At 68.2% G+C, this 17,162-nt stretch carries 14 protein-coding genes and 2 tRNA genes; 3 read left to right on the forward strand and 13 right to left on the reverse strand.

Features of this window, described 5'->3' with window-relative positions:
* Positions 1 to 4: 4 nt before the first annotated feature.
* Positions 5 to 1,312, forward strand: a complete 1,308-nt coding sequence (locus ACPOLA_RS06995) for a helicase associated domain-containing protein (RefSeq protein ID WP_435769691.1) — start codon at positions 5 to 7, stop codon at positions 1,310 to 1,312.
* Between the two features lie 251 nt (positions 1,313 to 1,563).
* Here ACPOLA_RS06995 and ACPOLA_RS07000 read toward each other — a convergent pair whose 3' ends face one another.
* The 12 genes from ACPOLA_RS07000 to recF all read right to left on the reverse strand — a co-directional run bounded on the left by ACPOLA_RS07000 (position 1,564) and on the right by recF (position 15,084).
* Positions 1,564 to 2,439: a hypothetical protein gene (locus ACPOLA_RS07000; RefSeq protein ID WP_435769692.1), complete on the reverse strand. Its 876-nt coding sequence runs from the start codon at positions 2,437 to 2,439 to the stop codon at positions 1,564 to 1,566.
* A 3-nt stretch (positions 2,440 to 2,442) separates the two neighbouring features.
* Entirely contained in the window at positions 2,443 to 3,549 is a 1,107-nt protein-coding gene (locus ACPOLA_RS07005) for a hypothetical protein (protein WP_435769693.1), read from the reverse strand.
* The gene (locus tag ACPOLA_RS07010) at positions 3,542 to 5,590 is read right to left on the reverse strand and encodes a Z1 domain-containing protein (protein ID WP_435769694.1); all 2,049 of its coding nucleotides are present in this window, start codon (positions 5,588 to 5,590) and stop codon (positions 3,542 to 3,544) included. The genes ACPOLA_RS07005 and ACPOLA_RS07010 overlap by 8 nt, the downstream gene beginning before the upstream one ends.
* Positions 5,568 to 6,854: a sigma factor-like helix-turn-helix DNA-binding protein gene (locus tag ACPOLA_RS07015; RefSeq protein WP_435769695.1), complete on the reverse strand. Its 1,287-nt coding sequence runs from the start codon at positions 6,852 to 6,854 to the stop codon at positions 5,568 to 5,570. Before ACPOLA_RS07015 ends, ACPOLA_RS07010 begins: the two co-directional genes overlap by 23 nt.
* 203 nt (positions 6,855 to 7,057) lie before the next feature.
* Positions 7,058 to 7,133 (reverse strand) — tRNA-Ala (locus ACPOLA_RS07020).
* A gap of 58 nt (positions 7,134 to 7,191) precedes the next feature.
* Positions 7,192 to 7,320 carry a DLW-39 family protein gene (locus ACPOLA_RS07025; RefSeq protein ID WP_435769696.1) on the reverse strand — a complete coding sequence of 43 codons (129 nt, stop codon included), beginning with the start codon at positions 7,318 to 7,320 and terminating at the stop codon, positions 7,192 to 7,194.
* Between the two features lie 43 nt (positions 7,321 to 7,363).
* A tRNA-Ile gene (locus ACPOLA_RS07030) sits at positions 7,364 to 7,437 on the reverse strand.
* A gap of 119 nt (positions 7,438 to 7,556) precedes the next feature.
* Positions 7,557 to 8,174 (reverse strand): DUF3566 domain-containing protein, encoded by a 618-nt coding sequence (locus tag ACPOLA_RS07035; protein ID WP_435769697.1) that lies wholly within the window; start codon positions 8,172 to 8,174, stop codon positions 7,557 to 7,559.
* Complete coding sequence (gyrA, locus tag ACPOLA_RS07040; protein WP_435769698.1) at positions 8,174 to 10,909, reverse strand: DNA gyrase subunit A; 2,736 nt, start codon at positions 10,907 to 10,909, stop codon at positions 8,174 to 8,176. Before gyrA ends, ACPOLA_RS07035 begins: the two co-directional genes overlap by 1 nt.
* A gap of 61 nt (positions 10,910 to 10,970) precedes the next feature.
* A complete protein-coding gene (gene gyrB / locus ACPOLA_RS07045; protein WP_435769699.1) occupies positions 10,971 to 13,121 on the reverse strand; it encodes a DNA topoisomerase (ATP-hydrolyzing) subunit B in 2,151 nt (716 codons plus the stop codon).
* 222 nt (positions 13,122 to 13,343) lie between these two features.
* Positions 13,344 to 13,919 carry a DciA family protein gene (locus ACPOLA_RS07050; protein WP_435769700.1) on the reverse strand — a complete coding sequence of 192 codons (576 nt, stop codon included), beginning with the start codon at positions 13,917 to 13,919 and terminating at the stop codon, positions 13,344 to 13,346.
* Positions 13,912 to 15,084 (reverse strand): DNA replication/repair protein RecF, encoded by a 1,173-nt coding sequence (recF, locus tag ACPOLA_RS07055; RefSeq protein WP_435769701.1) that lies wholly within the window; start codon positions 15,082 to 15,084, stop codon positions 13,912 to 13,914. Before recF ends, ACPOLA_RS07050 begins: the two co-directional genes overlap by 8 nt.
* A 64-nt stretch (positions 15,085 to 15,148) precedes the next feature.
* Here recF and ACPOLA_RS07060 point away from each other — a divergent pair, with 64 nt between their 5' ends.
* Together ACPOLA_RS07060 and ACPOLA_RS07065 are read left to right on the forward strand one after the other, a co-directional pair.
* Positions 15,149 to 15,571 (forward strand): NINE protein, encoded by a 423-nt coding sequence (locus tag ACPOLA_RS07060; RefSeq protein ID WP_435769702.1) that lies wholly within the window; start codon positions 15,149 to 15,151, stop codon positions 15,569 to 15,571.
* Positions 15,572 to 15,584: 13 nt separating this feature from the next.
* Positions 15,585 to 15,995 (forward strand): DUF2752 domain-containing protein, encoded by a 411-nt coding sequence (locus tag ACPOLA_RS07065; RefSeq protein ID WP_435769703.1) that lies wholly within the window; start codon positions 15,585 to 15,587, stop codon positions 15,993 to 15,995.
* A 63-nt stretch (positions 15,996 to 16,058) separates the two neighbouring features.
* Here ACPOLA_RS07065 and gnd read toward each other — a convergent pair whose 3' ends face one another.
* Entirely contained in the window at positions 16,059 to 16,976 is a 918-nt protein-coding gene (gene gnd / locus ACPOLA_RS07070) for a phosphogluconate dehydrogenase (NAD(+)-dependent, decarboxylating) (protein ID WP_435769704.1), read from the reverse strand.
* Positions 16,977 to 17,162 lie beyond the last annotated feature (186 nt).

Here is a 17,162-nt window from a genome sequence, read left to right on the forward strand (position 1 = left end):
CGAGTTGGTTGATGAGAAGCGTGCGAGTTGGCGCGGTGCCACGTGGGAAACGGGACTCGATTTCCTGCGCCAGTATGTTGAGGCGAACGGTAGCGCTGAGATATCGGTCGATTGCGAAACCCCGGAAGGGTTTCGCCTCGGGCGATGGGTCAACACTCAACGCGTCTGGCGCCGATCGGGACGGCTAACCCCCGAGAGAGAAGTCCTGCTCGATGAACTCGGACTCGTGTGGGAGCCGATGTCACATGCTCAGCGCAAGCGGGTGCAGCGAGATACCGACATGCTGGCTTGGCTCGCCTCCTTTGTTGCGGCCAACGGTCACGCGGACGCCCCCAGCGAACTGACGCTCGCCGACGGGACGAATGTTGGGGCTTGGGTTCGATTGGTCCGCCGCGAGTTTGTCACCGGCTCGATTCGTCCGGATTTAGAGACGTCGCTGCGTGAGTTGGGATTCGAGTTCACCCCGAACCGGGCGAAGTTTGCGCGAGGCCTCACGGCGCTGCGGGATTACGTTGCGACCCATGGAAGCATCCATGTCCCTAGCTCACACGTGACAGCGGACGGGTTTGAACTCGGCGCTTGGTTCGCCAACGTCAAGATGAAGCTGCGGCGCGATGGCCTGCCGGACGAGTACGCCGAAGCCTTGCGCGAACTTGGCATCGACGGCGCACACGATCCACGTGAAGAGTCTTGGCGCCGAAACCTGGATGCCTTCCGCACATGGGTGGCAAGGCAGGGCCATCCGCGCGTTCCAAAGGACCTACAGATGGAAGATGGGACACGCCTCGGCCAATGGCTGGGGGTACAGCGGAACTGGCTTGCCCAGGCCCGACTGAAGGAAGAGCGGAAGCAGCTCCTGGACAGCGTTCACCCAGACTGGGCGGCCACGAGAGTGGAACGCTGGGATCGAGACTCGGCGATCGAGGCCATTGGGGAGGCGGCAACGATGGCATTCCCACTGACCGTTAGCGCCTACCTGGATCTGCGTGCCTCCGGTCTGGACGTTCCCCCGCTAAGTCGCATCCAACGACTCTTCGGCTCTTGGATGGACGCGTGCGTCGCAGCCGGCGTCCAATCGGGTCCATCGACCGTCTCCTGGCAGACCGAGAAGCACTCCGACGTAGAGGTGCTACGCCTGCTGCGAATCTACCTTGAGACCGCGGGCGAATGGGCTGGGCCGGATTCTTATGACAGCTGGGCGGAGGAGTTCGACGCGCCGCCCCGGTCGGTCCTTCTGCGCCGATTCGCCACATGGGACCAGGCGGTCGGGAAGGCACTCTCGCTAGCGGACGAAGTGATCGACCGCGACTAGGACCGCCAAGAGTCCCGCCTTCGTGACAGTCCCCCCGCGCGACTCGTAGTGCGCATTCCAAGTTGCTCCCGCAGCCTCGACGATCTCTCGAGCCATGTCCGGCTTGGTGAGCCTGGCGTCGATACCCAGCCCAAGAGTCTCGTTCACGAGCTCGAAGATCTCGCGCGGCTCAGTCGAACCCGTCGACATCTTCGGTGGCTCGACGCCGAGCTTTAGGGCAATGTTCCAGACGATGTCTGCCTTTGTAGTAGTCACAGCTCGGCTGCTCTCGACACCAGCCGTAGCGCAGAGATCGTCTCGGCGGCCCAAGCAATATCGCCATGGTCGGCCGGTGCGCGGCTGAGCAGGTCCATCAAACGGATGCGGTCGATCAACATGACGACCGTGGTCAACTGCCTCCAGTCAGGACCAGCTGCCCGGATCGTTCCGGGGATCACCAGCAGGCTCAACGGGTCGATGTCCATCGCGAGCCAACTTGCCCAGAGCCGGAGGTCGACGTCCGTGGTCTTCGTGAAGGTCTCTGCCTGGATCGTGCACTGTGCCAAGGCGACAGGGAACCCCGGCCGCCGATCCGAGAACTGACGCCACGCGACGACGTCGACCCCGCCGTCCTTCCTTCTCGGCGGGCGGTACCCGCGTCCGGGTTCCAGTCCGATCTCGGAGGCCAACCAGACCACGGCCTGGTCGAAGGCCTCGGGCCGGCCATGCTTCGAGGGGTATCCAAACGAAAGGGCTTTGCCGCCGGGTCCCCAGAAGTTTGCGAGCGCTGTCTCTGAGATCTCCTCGAGCAACTCGCCCATCTCGGCTGTCTCGGAGGCCCGAACTGTTTGACGGGCGACTGATCCGGGAGTCAGGAAGAGAAGCGCAACGTAGTAGGCCGCGTCCCTGGCGTTGCGACGCAACACAGCCATGTCGCTCACGGCAAAGGGATACGACGAACCGAGTACGGTCGCTCGCTTGGCCATCGCGTCGAGGGCCATCGCAACCTTCATCGGAGTTGCACCGATCTCGGCGGCAGCAAGGTCGTCCAACTTGTCGCGCCCAAAGTGCCCCGAGGAGCTGACGAGAACGCTGGTCTCGATCCAGTCGGCGATGGCCTCCGTGTTGGAGACCTCCAAGTCAGTCATGCACTACAGTCCGGACTCTGCCTCGATGTCGTCCAGCGTCGACCGGATGCTCCCGACGAGTGACTCGATGTCTTCGACGAGACTTCGCACGTCCAGATCCGTGGCGAACTCAGCGACGTCGCTGCTAGCTGCGTTCAGCGAGTTCTTCGCAGCGTTCAACTTCAGAGTCAGCGCCTTCAGGGGATCGAGGCCCTTCTCCTGGATGCGCTGCTTGGCCTCCTCGAGTGTCTTGCCCTCGCGCAGCGCGCCCAAGCCGACCTCCGATGCAACCACGAGCCCGAGCTGGGAGATCTGGCGGGAGTCCGAGATGAGGGACTCGTGCTCCTCGTCGCCGAACACCCACTGGATGACCTCCTTGAGCTCGGCAGTCTTGTCAGCCGGAATGGGGTCCTGGCCGATCACGGTCTGCGAGCCCAACGGCGCGCCGACGTGGTTTCGGATCTTCGTACTTCCCATTGCAACTGTCAGGAGCGAGAACGCGCTCTCGACCTGGGACGTCTCCAGACCGAGACTGGCAGCCTGTGTCAGCACCGCCTGGTCCCGGTAGAGGTCGGCGGCCTTACTCTTCGGGATTCCGATCAGATCGGCCACCTCCTGCAGGGTTCGGCCCTCAGCCACTCGCGCGGCGATGTAGCGCGCCTGCATGAACGGTCGCCAAGCCAGCTTGCCCACGACATGGACTCGGGCGATTTCGGCGTGCGTCGTCTCCCGCGAGTCGTGCATGACAACAGGTACCGACATGTCCGGACTGATGGATCGCTTAGCCGCGAGTTCCTCCCATCGGTCGGGAGTGGCGAAGCCAGCACGGACATCGGGATACGCCAAGCCGATGAGTGCCGTAAGTCGCCGATTCCCCTCAACGACGATCCAAGCCTCAGCCTCGTCAGGGCTGGGGATCACGATGAGGGGCTCGGCGTTGAAGAAGCCCAGCTCAGCGATCGACTGCGCGACGGGGTAGGCCTCGAAGCCCATCTCGAGCAGCGTTGCCAACTCGGCTGTGTCCTTCGTCCGGTGTGTCTCCGGAATGCGCGGGTTCTCAGGGTCCAGCCGCAGCGCCGACAACTGCACCGTTCCCGGGGTCCCGGCACTCACCGGCAGCGACTCAGACATTCGATTCCTTTCGTACGACGAGACCGGATCCGAGGTACGCAGCCAAGGCCAGGACCTCGCCGTCTGCCTCATGGTCTCGCACCACCGTGCGATGCACTTGAATCACGATCTGGTTCGGCTCTTCCTCGAGGTTCTCGACGAGTCGGTCGCCGGGGTAGAGGTCACCGTTGGCTTGGGGCTTGAGGTCACGGCCCTGAAAGAGGTTGACGAACCCGAGCTCACCGGACCACTTGCGCTTCCGAGGCGCGGCGCCGTCCTCCATCAGCATCACGGTGGCCTTCTTGAGATGCGCGAAGCCTCGGCTCACCGCATCGACGAACTCGTCATGCAGCCAGCCAGGGCTGTAGTCCGGCCGTGCCCACTCCCGGAGAAGTGTCTCCAGCGGCTCGTAGGAGTCAAGGTAGATCGTCCGGAAGGCCAGCCGACCCTGCGGTACTCGCGGGGCACTCAGAAGGCCGATCTTCTCAAGCAACGCGCGGTTGTGAGCGGTGTCCTCGTCGAGGCGTGAAGGCGCCCTCATCTGGTGCCAACCGAGCCCCATGGTCGACAGCGCGGTGACGACGCTCGACCGAGTTGGCGTCATGCCGTCTGGCAACATCAGGCCGATCTCCCGAGCCCAAGTGTGCACAGAACCACCGCTCTCGACATGGTCGCGCAGGCGGGCGCGGAGGTCCTCCTCGGTGTGGACGACCTCGGTCAGAGATCGGATCGTCTTCTTGCTCGCGAAGAACTGGCAGTAGGGAAGCAGGTCACTGCGGTAGCCGAACGCACGCGCGCGCTGCTCGAGTGTGTCGACCTGGGGGCTCGCCGGCCGGTTCATATAAGTGACCGTCAGTCCTTCAACGGTGAACCCGCGGTCCAGCTTGTTGCCTCCGACGAGGACGTGGATCGGGGACACGTGCCAGTCCACCTTGTTCACATCAGCGGTGCTGTTGACGAGCCAGGTCATCGCCTCCGAGAGCACCGCCTTGAGCTTCTCGACGAACGCGCCGTCGTCTACGTCCTTCGCGCCGTTCTCGACGATCCGTCGACGCTCCTCGAGGATGGAGTCAGGCACGCTGCCGATGTCCCCCGAGACGACGGTCTTCTTCCATTGCTCGATCTGACGTCGGATCAGGAACTCGTACCTCGCTTGTACGTCGTTGCGTGCCGTGGAGTGGACGAGCATGCTGATCGGCGGACTCGCCGCGTCATGGAGAAGCAGCAGTGCAGATCCAGCCAGGAAGGCGGAGAGAGCCTGGTGGAGGCTCTTCTGCAGTTGCAGGGGCGGCGCCTTGGACGCCTGTTCATCCAGCAGTGGGACGCTGCGGACCACGCGATGTGCGTTGTCGATGAAGAACTGCTTGCCGCCGGTGTAGCCCTTGCCTGGCGTTAGAAACTCCACGTGCTGCGGGCTCAGGATGTCTGCTGCGTCGAGCAGGAGCGGCGCATACGGGGTGGCTGTGTACTGAACGTACAGGTGCCTCGGGACTGCCTTCCGAAGTTCCCGAATGGCCGCGTAGGTGCTGCTCTCCGCGTCCTTCTTGGTGTTCAGAGAGGCCTGATCGGCCTCATCGTCGATGATCAGGACGCGCACATCGTCTGGGATTTTCCCCATCTGCTTGGCAACGGCGCGGATGCGACCAGCGTGCTTCAGGACCGGGACGAGACACACTCGCCCCATGTCAACGAACCGGCGCAGCTTCTTGCCAGCCGCGTCGGTGGCCGGATTCGTCTCGCTGATCCACACGTAGTCGGATCGCGTCGTGATGCCGAGAGCGGCCTCGAGCCGGTCACTGTTCTGATCGAGCAGAAGATTCGTGGAGCCGAGCAGCGCGACGATCACCTGGTATCCGGAATCCGCGGCAGCGGCGGCAAGGGCCGTGATGGACGTTGTCTTTCCCGACTGGACGTATCCGAGGGCGAGGACTGTTGACTGGGAGGTGGATTCCTCAGCCGGGCCTTGCTCAAGGATCGAGCGCGCCGCCGCCCAGATCCCGGCCCGCGTTTCACCATCGATCGCCGACGACAGAACCTTGTCAAGCCGTTCGATCTCCGTCACTCGACCCTCCCTCCTGCGCCAGCGCGCGGCGCTTCACCTCGGTCCATGACCCGAACCTGTTGCGGAGCGTCTGAAAGGACGGTCCGTCAGGAGCACAGGTTCGCTTCCACCCATCGAAGCCGGTGGCGGAGCTCGGTGCCTCCGGATCGAGCAGGTATTGATGCACAATCCGCAGAAGGTCATCGTCCGACCAGCGCGACTCGTAGTGGGACCGCATCGTTTGCCCGGCTACGACACCAGCCGCCTCGCAGGCCGCAGTCCAAGACCCAAACCGCTGCGAGATGCGGGGGGTCGACGGCCCCTTGATCTGTCCCTGGGATAGCAACTCCGCGTACGCGGATGTCGTGAGTGGAAACTCGTACAGTGCCGCTTCACGAATCGCATCGAGGATCTCTTCATCGGACCATCGACTCTCGTACGTCCCACTCGAATGCAGCCGAAGGTGTCCCAGTTCCTTCGGCCAACACTTCGACACATCGCCGGCGTCCAAACTGGTGGCCTCGGTCATCTCAGCCACCGTCATAGGTCCGCGTGCCTCAAGGACGCTCCGGATCGCACCGGCTATTGCCTCTTCGCGGACACGCTGCGCAGACCTGGCCTCGGCGGCCCTAAGCTCGCGAATCTCGTCGGCTGTCGGACCGCCGTGCTTCTTCAGCAGCTGGCGCACACGTTCCCGAGTCACTCCGAACTCAGCGCCGATCTCGTCCAGAGTGAGTCCCTGCCGGCGGCGTTCGATCATCTCGACAACGTGCGGCGGTGCGGGAGGCGGGGGCGCCGCTTCGCCAGGCAGGACCCAGGCGAATGCATCGCGACCGAGCTTCACGCATCGCTCGTCCGACCTCAGCAGATCGCGAATGCTGGAGCGGACATCCGCCTCCGCCGGCACGAACGCGACCCGATCGAAGACCTCTTCGTACAGCTCGTTGAAGGTGGTCGCCTGACCTCTTCGACCCATCATCACCTCAAGGACGGTCTCAGCGGTCGCGAGCCGCTGATCCCGGATGGTTGCTCTACGCCCACCCGCTGGGAACCCCTTTGGGCCGTCGTCGACGCCGGCGTGCGTCCTGACGAAGGCACCCCTCAGGCGGTTGTCGCGACAAGCGCGGCATTCGCCGTAGCGCGCGCCAGGCTTCCCACTGACCGTCCGAAAGGAGGTGCAGAGCTTGACCTCGCCACAGGGCCCCGAGCACATCCGCACTGAGTCCGGCGCAACGGGGTGAAAGATGTCGGCCGCCCGAGCGTGACCATCAGAGTGCTCCGCCATCCTCACCTCCCAGCAGCCCTCCAACTGTTGACTTCCGTCACAGTAGTGGTGTGGTCCGACTGATTGGCCGGAACGGCGAAGTTAGCTCGGAACCGACGACCCATCGCGGGGCTTCCCCCACCAGTCCCCCGCAGCGCGAGGTTGGCCAGCCGGACGACGTACCGAGAAATGAAAGAAACCGCAGGCTGACCTGCGGTTTCGTGTGGTGGAGCCTAGGGGACTCGAACCCCTAACCCCCTGCTTGCAAAGCAGGTGCGCTACCAATTGCGCCAAGGCCCCGCTGGTGCCGCGGGTCCGAGCCGGCCGCTGGGCGACCACCGCGGACCAGCGGCGAGGTTCAGTTCTTCGGCAGCTTGTCCGTGGCCTCGGCCCAGAGCGCCTGCTCGGCCTTGCTCTCCTGCATCTTCTTGCGGGCGAGGACGACGCCGGTGGCGGCGAGAGCCGCGAGCACGAGCTTCTTGACCATGCGGACCTCCGGTCGGGGAGCGGGTCGCCGACGACCCGGTGCGTGGGCCTAACAGGACTTGAACCTGTGACCTCTTCCTTATCAGGGAAGCGCTCTAACCGTCTGAGCTATAGGCCCGGGTGGCAAGCCGCTCTGGGTGGAAGCCCCGCGGCAGCGAGCCGAGGGGGAACACTACCCGACGCCGGGAGGGCCGAACAAAACGGTGCCGCCCCCACCGGCCGGCGCGGAGCGGAGCGTCAGTTCGCGTCCTCGGCGAGGGTGACCTCGACGCCGCCGAGCAGCGCCGCCGCCATGTTGTAGAGGAAGGCGGTGAGGGTCGCCGCCGCCGTGATCAGTACGACGTCGATGGCCGCGACGAGCATCGTGAAGCCGAGCACGCGGCCGGTGCCGACGTAGTCCTCGACGCGGAAGGACGAGGTCTCCTCGCCCCCGATGCTCTCCTGGATGGTCGAATTGATCGACTCCCACACGCCCGCGGCGCCGAGCACCTGCCACACCATCGCCACGGACACCACGGTGACCACGGCGAAGGCGATCGACAGCAGGAACGCGGTCTTCATGACCGACCAGGGGTCGATCCGGGTGAGCCGGAGGCGCGCGCGACGCGGGCCGCGGCCTCGCGCGGCCGCGGCTGCCTGGGCGGGCGTGCCCTGGGCACTCGAGGTGCCGGAGCTGGTGGCTCCGGAGCCGGACCGGCCGGACTCGTGGTCGCGGTCCGCGCCGCGACCGCCGTCGTTCTGCCGGTCCCGCCCCCGGTCGGCGGAGTGGTCGTCCTCGGCGACGGAGGTGGCGCCGGCCGGCCGACCGGGGTCGACCGCAGGTCGTACGGCGGTCTCGTCGGCTCGGTCGCTCATCAGCTCTCACTCTCCCCGGGATCGCCCGTCGCCCCGGTCTCACCGGTCGTCGGGTCGGCGGATGCCTCGATTGTGGCATCCCCCACCTGATCCGGCGATTCCGTCAGGTCGACGTCGTCCCGGGCGGCGACCTCCTCGGCGGCCGCGGACACCACCTCGGCGCCGGACTCGGCACCGGACTCGGCGAGCGCCTCCTCGATCTCCTCCTCGGCGACCTTCGACTCCACCGAGCGGGCCACCACGGCCACCGCGTCGCCCTTCTTCGGCGACACGAACTTGACCCCCATCGTGGAGCGGCCGGTCGGCCGGAAGTCGTCGTTGATCGGACTCCGCACCACCTGGCCGGACTGGGTGATCGAGAGGACCTCGTCGCCGTCGTGGACGATGAAGGCGCCGACCAGCACGCCGCGCTCCTCGTCGACGAGCTTCATCGCCTTGATGCCGTAGCCGCCGCGGGCCTGCTTGCGGTACTCCAGGATCCGGCTGCGCTTGGCGAAGCCGCCGTCGGTGATGGTGAAGACGTACTGGATGTCCTCGTCGGACTCCTCGTGCGCCGCGTCGGCAGCCTTGATCACCGACATCGACAGCAGCGCGTCGCCGTCCTTGAACTTCATGCCGCTGACGCCGGAGGTCGCCCGGCCCATCGGCCGCAGCTGGGTGTCGTCGGCCTGGAACCGGATCGCCTGGCCCTTCCGCGAGACCAGCAGGATCTCGTCGTCGGACGACACCAGCTCCGCGCCGATCAGCTCGTCGTCGTCGTCGCGGAAGTTGATCGCGATCACGCCGGCCTGCCGCGGGCTGTTGTAGTCGGCGAGCCTGGTCTTCTTCACCAGGCCGTTCTTCGTGGCCAGCACGAGGTACGGCGCCTGCTCGTAGTCGCGGATCGCCAGCACCTGCGCGATCGACTCGTCGGGCTGGAAGGACAGCAGGCCGGCTACGTGGCCGCCCTTCGCGTCGCGCGAGGCCTCGGGCAGGTTGTAGACCTTGGTGCGGTAGACCCGGCCGGCGGTGGTGAAGAACAGCAGCCAGTGGTGGCTGGTGGTGGCGATGAAGTGCTCCACCACGTCGTCGCCGCGCAGGCTCGCGCCGCGCACGCCCTTGCCGCCCCGCTTCTGGGTGCGGTACTGGTCGGCGCGGGTGCGCTTGGCGTAGCCGCCGCGGGTGATCGAGACGACCTGGTCCTCGTCGGGGATCAGGTCCTCCATCGACAGGTCGCCGTCGGCCGCGATGATCTGGGTGCGGCGGTCGTCGCCGTACTTCTCGACGATCTCGGCCAGCTCGTCGGAGACGATCTGCCGCTGCCGCTCGGGGCGCTCCAGGATGTCCTGCAGGTCGGCGATCAGCGCCTCGAGCTCGGCGAGCCGGTCCATGATCTTCTGCCGCTCGAGGGCCGCCAGCCGGCGCAGCTGCATCTCGAGGATCGCGTTGGCCTGGATCTCGTCGATCTCCAGCAGCTGCATCAGGCCGGAGCGGGCCTCCTCGACGTCGGGCGAGCGCCGGATCAGCGCGATCACCTCGTCGAGCATGTCCAGCGCCTTGGCCAGGCCGCGGTAGATGTGCGCCTGCCGCTCGGCCTCCGCCAGCCGGAACCGGGTGCGCCGCTGGATGACGTCGATCTGGTGGGCCACCCAGTTGCTGATGAACTGGTCGATGCTCAGCGTGCGCGGCACGCCGTCGACCAGCGCCAGCATGTTGGCCGAGAAGTTGGTCTGCAGCTCGGTGTGCTTCAGCAGGTTGTTGAGCACCACGCGAGCGACCGCGTCGCGCTTGAGCACCACGACGAGCCGCTGGCCGGTGCGGCCCGAGGAGTCGTCGCGCACGTCGCTGATGCCCTGGACCTTGCCGGAGTCGGCGAGCTCGGCGATCTTCAGCGCGAGGTTGTCGGGGTTGACCATGTAGGGCAGCTCGGTGATCGAGAGGATCGTGCGCCCGCGGCTGTCCTCGTCGACCTCGATCACCGCGCGCTGGGTGATCGAGCCGCGGCCGGTGCGGTAGGCCTGCTCGATGCCCTCGCGACCGACGATCAGCGCGCCGTTGGGGAAGTCGGGCCCCTTGACCCGCTCGATCAGCGCGTCCTGCAGCTCCTCACGGGAGGCGTCGGGGTGCTGCAGCGCCCACAGCGCGCCGGCCGCCACCTCGCGGAGGTTGTGCGGCGGGATGTTGGTGGCCATGCCGACCGCGATGCCGGCCGAGCCGTTGACCAGCAGGTTGGGGAACCGGCTCGGCAGGACCGTCGGCTCCTGCGACCGGCCGTCGTAGTTGGGCTGGAAGTCGACGGTCTCCTGCTCGATGTCGCGGACCATCTCCAGCGCCAGCGGCGCCATCCGGCACTCGGTGTACCGCATGGCCGCGGCGGCGTCGTTGCCCGGCGAGCCGAAGTTGCCCTGCCCGTGCACCAGCGGCGCGCGCATCACCCACGGCTGCGCGAGCCGGACCAGGGTGTCGTAGATCGCGGAGTCGCCGTGGGGGTGGTACTGACCCATCACGTCGCCGACGACGCGGGAGCACTTGGAGAAGCCGCGGTCGGGGCGGTAGCCGCCGTCGTACATGGCGTAGAGCACGCGGCGGTGCACCGGCTTGAGGCCGTCGCGGACGTCGGGCAGCGCGCGGCCGACGATGACGGCCATCGCGTAGTCGATGTAGGCGCGCTGCATGGAGGTCTGCAGCTCGATCGGCTCGATCCGGCCGCCCGGCCCGCCGTCGCCGGCGCCGAGGTTGGTGGGGGTCTCAGTCACGGTTGCTCTCTCTGCGTCGTTCTGTCGAGATCTAGGGGTTTCTAGGGAGTCGGCTAGAGACCTAGATATCGAGGAATCGGACGTCCTTGGCGTTGCGCTGGATGAAGGAGCGGCGCTGCTCGACGTCCTCGCCCATCAGGATCGAGAAGATCTCGTCGGCCTGGGCCGCGTCGTCGAGGTTGACCTGCAGCATCAGCCGCTGCTCGGGGTTCATCGTGGTCTCCCACAGCTCCTCGGCGTTCATCTCGCCGAGACCCTTGTAGCGCTGCACCGGGTTCTCCTTCGGCAGCTTCTTGCCGTTGGCCAGGCCGTCCTGGGTCAGCGCCTCGCGCTCGGCGTCGGAGTAGACGAACTCGTGCTCGTGCGGCTTGTTCCAGCGGATCCGGTAGAGCGGGGGCTGGGCCATGTAGACGTAGCCGTGCTCGATCAGCGGCCGCATGAACCGGAAGAGCAGGGTCAGCAGCAGGGTGTTGATGTGGTGGCCGTCGACGTCGGCGTCGGCCATCAGCACGACCTTGTGGTAGCGCAGCTTCTCCAGGTCGAACTCCTCCTGGATGCCGGTGCCGAGCGCGGAGATGATCGCCTGCACCTCCTGGTTGGCCAGGACCTTGTCGATGCGCGCCTTCTCGACGTTGAGGATCTTGCCGCGGATCGGGAGGATCGCCTGGATCCGCGGGTCGCGGCCCTGGCGGGCCGAGCCGCCGGCGGAGTCGCCCTCGACGATGAAGACCTCGCACTCCTCGGGGTTCGTCGACTGGCAGTCCGACAGCTTGCCGGGCAGGCCGCCGCCCCCGAGCAGGCCCTTGCGGTTGCGGGCCAGGTCGCGCGCCTTGCGCGCGGCGAGCCGGGCCGACGCCGCGGCCTGGGCCTTGCGGATGATGTCCTTGCCCTCGCCGGGGTTCTTCTCCAGCCACTCCCCCAGCTGGTCGTTGACGACCGACTGGACGAAGCCCTTGGCCTCGGTGTTGCCGAGCTTGGCCTTGGTCTGGCCCTCGAACTGGGGCTCGGAGATCTTCAGGCTGATGATGGCGGTCAGGCCCTCGCGGATGTCGTCGCCGCTGACCCGGTCCTCCTTCTTCTTGATCAGCCCCCAGTCCTCGCCCCACTTGTTGACCAGCGAGGTGAGCGCCGCGCGGAAGCCCTCCTCGTGCGTGCCGCCCTCGGGGGTGTTGATGTTGTTGGCGAAGGTGTGCACCGACTCGTTGTAGGAGGTCGACTGCCACTGCATGGCGACCTCGAGGCTCATCGGGTTCGGCGCCTTGTCGCCGGTCTCGGCCTCGAAGGCGATGATCGGCGAGATCGGCTGCTTGCGGCGGTTGAGGAAGTCGACGTAGTCGGCCAGGCCGCGCTCGTACATGAAGACCTGCTCGAGGATCCGGTGCCCGTCGGCCTCGCTGGCGTGGATCTCGTCGGCGGCGTGCCGGTCGTCGCCCTCGGCGGCGGTGTCGTCGTCGACCGCCTCGGCGATCTCCTCGGCCTCCGGGCGCTCGTCGCGCAGCACGATCGTCAGGCCCTTGTTGAGGAACGCCATCTCGCGGAACCGCGAGGAGATCGTCTCGAGGTTGTAGGCGGTGGTCTCGAAGATCTCCGGGGACGCCCACCAGGTGATCGTGGTGCCGGTCCGCTCGCCCTCCTCGAGGTCGCGCACCTCGCGCAGGTCGTAGTCGGGTACGCCGGCGGTGAACTCCTGCTCCCACAGCTTGCCGCGGTTCTTGATCTGCATGTGCAGCCGCGTGGAGAGCGCGTTGACGACCGAGGAGCCGACGCCGTGCAGGCCACCGGACACCTTGTAGCCGCCACCGCCGAACTTGCCACCGGCGTGCAGGACGGTCAGGGCGAGCGTCGCCGCCGGGACGTCCTGCCCGGGCGCGGTGTCGGTGGGGATGCCGCGGCCGTTGTCCTCGACCCGGATCGAGCCGTCGGCCTGCAGCGTGACGACGATCCGGTCGCAGTAGCCGGCCAGCGACTCGTCGACGGCGTTGTCGACGATCTCCCAGATCAGGTGGTGCAGGCCGCGCTCGCCGGTGGAGCCGATGTACATGCCGGGCCGCTTCCGGACCGCCTCCAGCCCCTCGAGGACCTGGATCGCCGAGGCGTCGTACTCCGGGAGGGTCGCGGCGGGGGCGTCGTCGGGAACCGCGGGGGTGGACTGGTCGGCAGTGGACACGAGGACCTCTTCGGGGGCGGCGGCATGACGAGGGCCGGGGCTCACGCCGTGACGACGCGAACCCGGCCCTGGGTCCATCATAGCGGCCTCAGGGGCCTCTGACACGCATGCCGCCCCGCGACGGGGGTGGTCCGTGGAGGAGACAACCGGCTGAGCGCTCCGGAACCGGCGTCAGGAGCGTCTGGCAGGGGTGGCGATGGGTCCCGGTACGGCGAGCGGGGCTGCCGATCGCCCTGGGAGGCGATCCTCGGCATCGATCGGAGCGGCTCAGCCGTAGGTGTCGCGGGGGCCCCGGCTGTCGCGGGTCGACCGGCGGCCGTGCTTCCAGGTCGGCGCGTTGGGGCCCAGCACCTCGACGACCGTGACCGTGCCGTCGCCCAGCTCCTCGTTGAGCCGACGCACCACGGTGCTGGCGAACAGCCGCAGCTGGGTCGCCCACGCGGTGGAGTCGGTGCGAACCACGAGCACGCCGTCGGTGAGCGACTCCGGGGTGGAGTGGGCGCCGATCTCCGGGCCGACGAGCTCGGCCCACCGGGCGAAGACGCCGCGCACCCGCAGGTCGAGCGCCCAGCCGCGGTCGTCGATGATCCGGCCCAGCTCGGTGCCGAGCGGCTGGGGGTCGCGGCCGTCGGGGTGCGCGCCCGACAGCTGCGCCTCCCCCGGGCGGCCGCGCGGCCGCGCCGAGCCGTCGGCGGTGCGGCGGGAGCGGCGCCGGGCGGGCGTCGTACTCATCCCGGCGGCGCCGCGCATCATCGAGCGGGCCAGGTCCAGCCCGTCGGGGCGGTGCTCCTCCGGCTCCCCAGCTTGCTCCGGCTCCTCCGGGACGCGGGGCTCCTCAGCCACGGGTCACCTCGCCGGCCGCGACGTGGTACGTCGCTCCGCGCAGCTGCTCGGGCACGTCGGCCTCCACCGCGGCGGTGACCAGCACCTGCTCGGCCTGCGCGACCAGCTCGGCGAGCTGGGTGCGCCGGTCGGCGTCGAGCTCGGCGAAGACGTCGTCGAGGATCAGGATCGGGTCGTCGCCGTCGGCCCGGAGCAGGTCGTAGGCCGCGAGCCGGAGGGCCAGCGCGAACGACCAGGACTCCCCGTGGCTGGCGTAGCCGCGCACCGGCAGCCGGTCGTCCTCCCCAGGACCCAGCGTGCACAGCAGGTCGTCGCGGTGCGGTCCGACGAGGGTCAGCCCGCGGCCGATCTCGTCGTCGCGGCGGCGCTCGAGCTCGGCGCGGAACGCGGCGGTGAGGTGCTCGGCCGGCGGCTGCGGCGCGGTCCCCTCCGCCGAGTCGACCTCCGGCTCCGGGTGGACGGTGGCCTGGTAGGCGATCCGCGCGTCGTCGCGGGAGGCACCGCGGGCGACGGCCTCGTACGCCTTCCCCAGGTACGGCGCCAGGTCGGCGACCAGGGCCTGCCGGGCCGCGAGCAGCTCGGCGCCGGTGGCGACCAGGTGGTCGTCCCACACCGCGAGGGTGGCGAGCGCCGCGTCGCGGCTGCCGCCGCGGGCGGCGTACAGCGTCTTGAGCAGGGTGTTGCGCTGCTTGAGGACCCGCTCGTAGTCGGCGATCACGCCGGCGTAGCGGGGCGTGCGCAGCACGAGCAGGTCGTCGAGGAACCGCCGCCGCTGGGCGGGGTCGCCCTTCACCAGCGCGAGGTCCTCGGGGCTGAACACGACGGTGCGGACGATGCCGGCGAGGTCGCGGGCGCGCGACAGCGGCGACCGGTTGACCCGCGCGCGGTTGGCACGGCCGGGGTTCAGCTCGACCTCGAGGATGGCCGTCCGGCCGTCACGGACCACCGCGGCCCGCACCACCGCCTGGTCGGTGCCCGCGCGGACCAGGGGCGCGTCGGTCGCGACCCGGTGCGAGGAGAGCCGCGAGAGGTAGTCGATCGCCTCGACGAGGTTGGTCTTGCCCTGCCCGTTGCTGCCGACGAACGCGGTGACTCCGGGCTCGAGGGCGACGTCGACGTCGGCGTAGGAGCGGAAGTCGTGGAGCGCGAGGTGAGACACGTGCACGCCAGCACCACCTTCCGTCCGGAAACAGGTTTGGACCGAACCGGATCAGCCTAGGCTGACCGCCATGACGCAACCACCCAACCCTCCCTACGGCAACCAGCCGCAGGCCTACGGCGCCCCCGGCGGCGGCTCGTACTACCTCAACGTGCTCGGCCAGGAGCAGGGCCCGGTCGACTTCGGGTCGCTCGCCCAGATGGCCGTCTCGGGGCAGATCAAGTCCGACACCCCGGTCCGCACCGCCGACAGCCAGCAGTACTTCGCTGCCAAGGACGTGCCCGGCCTCTACTCCGACAAGGAGTGGACGATGGCCCTCATCCTCACCTGGCTGCTCGGCGGCCTGGGTGTGGACCGCTTCTACCTCGGCTACACCGGCCTCGGCGTGGCGAAGCTGCTGACCCTGGGTGGCTGCGGCATCTGGTCGATCATCGACGCGATCATGGTGACGCTGCGGAAGATCCCCGACGCGCAGGGACGCCCGCTCCGCTGACCACGACCGGCCGATGAGGACGGCAGTCGAACCGACGACGACCCCGCGGCTCGCGAGCGCTGACGTGCTCGCGGCCGGCGGGGTCGTCGCGTTGGTGGCCGCCTGCTTCCTCTCGCCCGCCTCGATCGAGGACGGGCCGGTCCTGTGCCCGGTGCGTGCCCTCACCGGGCTGCCCTGCCCCGGCTGCGGGCTGACCCGCTCGTGGGTCTACCTCACCCACGGCTGGTGGCGCGAGTCGTTCCTCACCCATCCCTTCGGGCCGCTCGCCGCGGCGGTGGTCGTCACGCTCGCCGTGCTGGCCGTGCGCGCCCGGCTGCGTCGTACGCCGCCACCGTCGCTGGACCGGCTGGTCCGGCACCCGGTCGCGATCGCCGTCGCCGTGGCGTGGCTGGGCTTCGCGGTGCTGCGCGCGGTGTCCGTCTGACCCAGACTGACCCGGACTGACCCGGACTGACCCCGGCTGACCGACCGCCGCCAGTCAGCCTGGTCAGTCGTCGGGGTTCGCCTCGCCGCCCGGCGGCGGGTCGGTGTGCACGGCGTGGCCGCCGAACTGGTTGCGCATCGCCGCGACCGCCTTCATCGCGGGGCTGTCGTCCTGGCGCGAGGTGAACCGCGCGAAGAGCGAGGCCGCGATGACGTGCATCGGGACCGCGTTGTCGATCGCCGCCTGCACGGTCCACCGGCCCTCGCCGGAGTCGTCGGCGTAGCCGCGGTGCTTGTCGAGGTGCTCGTCGGCCTCGATCGCCTCGGTCAGCAGGTCGAGCAGCCAGGACCGGATCACCGTCCCGTGCCGCCAGGACTCGAACACGGCCGGCACGTCCTCGACCATGTCCACCTTCTCGAGCAGCTCCCAGCCCTCGGCGTAGGCCTGCATCATGGCGTACTCGATGCCGTTGTGGACCATCTTGGCGAAGTGGCCGGCACCGGGCTTCCGCCCGGCGTGCACGAAGCCGCCCTCCTCGGGCTTCAGGGCGTCGAACGCGGGCTGCACCTTGGCGACGTCGTCGTCGGAGCCGCCGCACATCAGCGCGTAGCCGTTCTCCAGGCCCCACACGCCTCCGGACACGCCGCAGTCGACGAAGCCGATCCCGCGCCGGCCGAGCAGCTCGGCGTTGAGCTCGTCGTCGGTCCACTTGGAGTTGCCGCCGTCGACGACGAGGTCGCCCTCGCCCAGCAGCTCGGCGAGCTCAGCGATGGTCGACCTGGTGGGTTCGCCGTGGGGCACCATCACCCAGACCACCCGCGGCCCACCCGCCTCGCCGAGCGCCTCCACCATCGCGGCGAGGCTGTCCACGTCGGCGAGCTCCCGGTTGCGGTCGTAGCCGACCACCGTGTGGCCCGCGTTGCGCAGCCGGGTGCGCATGTTGCCACCCATCTTGCCGAGTCCGACCAGTCCGATGTGCATGTCTCGACCCTAGCGGGGGGCGCCGAAGGAGGGCACCGCCCGCGGTGGGAGGCCGGCCGGGACGCTCCTATGGATCGTCAATCCCTGATTGGTCCTGATTCGAGTAGGCGGTAGAGGTCGCGGGCGATGTAACGCTTGAGGCAGCGTTTGATCTCGCGGCTGGTCTTGCCCTCGCTGGTGCGGCGC

Source organism: Nocardioides proteolyticus, assembly GCF_051280635.3.
GTDB lineage: Bacteria > Actinomycetota > Actinomycetes > Propionibacteriales > Nocardioidaceae > Nocardioides.

Bases quoted from the DNA above. Each gene is read 5' to 3' on its own strand.
- ACPOLA_RS07015 (WP_435769695.1), bottom strand. From the start codon at position 6,854: ATGGCGGAGCACTCTGATGGTCACGCTCGGGCGGCCGACATCTTTCAC.
- ACPOLA_RS07065 (WP_435769703.1), top strand. From the start codon at position 15,585: ATGAGGACGGCAGTCGAACCGACGACGACCCCGCGGCTCGCGAGCGCT.
- ACPOLA_RS07005 (WP_435769693.1), bottom strand. From the start codon at position 3,549: ATGTCTGAGTCGCTGCCGGTGAGTGCCGGGACCCCGGGAACGGTGCAG.
- gnd (WP_435769704.1), bottom strand. From the start codon at position 16,976: ATGCACATCGGACTGGTCGGACTCGGCAAGATGGGTGGCAACATGCGC.
- ACPOLA_RS07035 (WP_435769697.1), bottom strand. From the start codon at position 8,174: ATGAGCGACCGAGCCGACGAGACCGCCGTACGACCTGCGGTCGACCCC.
- ACPOLA_RS07060 (WP_435769702.1), top strand. From the start codon at position 15,149: ATGACGCAACCACCCAACCCTCCCTACGGCAACCAGCCGCAGGCCTAC.
- ACPOLA_RS07025 (WP_435769696.1), bottom strand. From the start codon at position 7,320: ATGGTCAAGAAGCTCGTGCTCGCGGCTCTCGCCGCCACCGGCGTCGTC.
- ACPOLA_RS07000 (WP_435769692.1), bottom strand. From the start codon at position 2,439: ATGACTGACTTGGAGGTCTCCAACACGGAGGCCATCGCCGACTGGATC.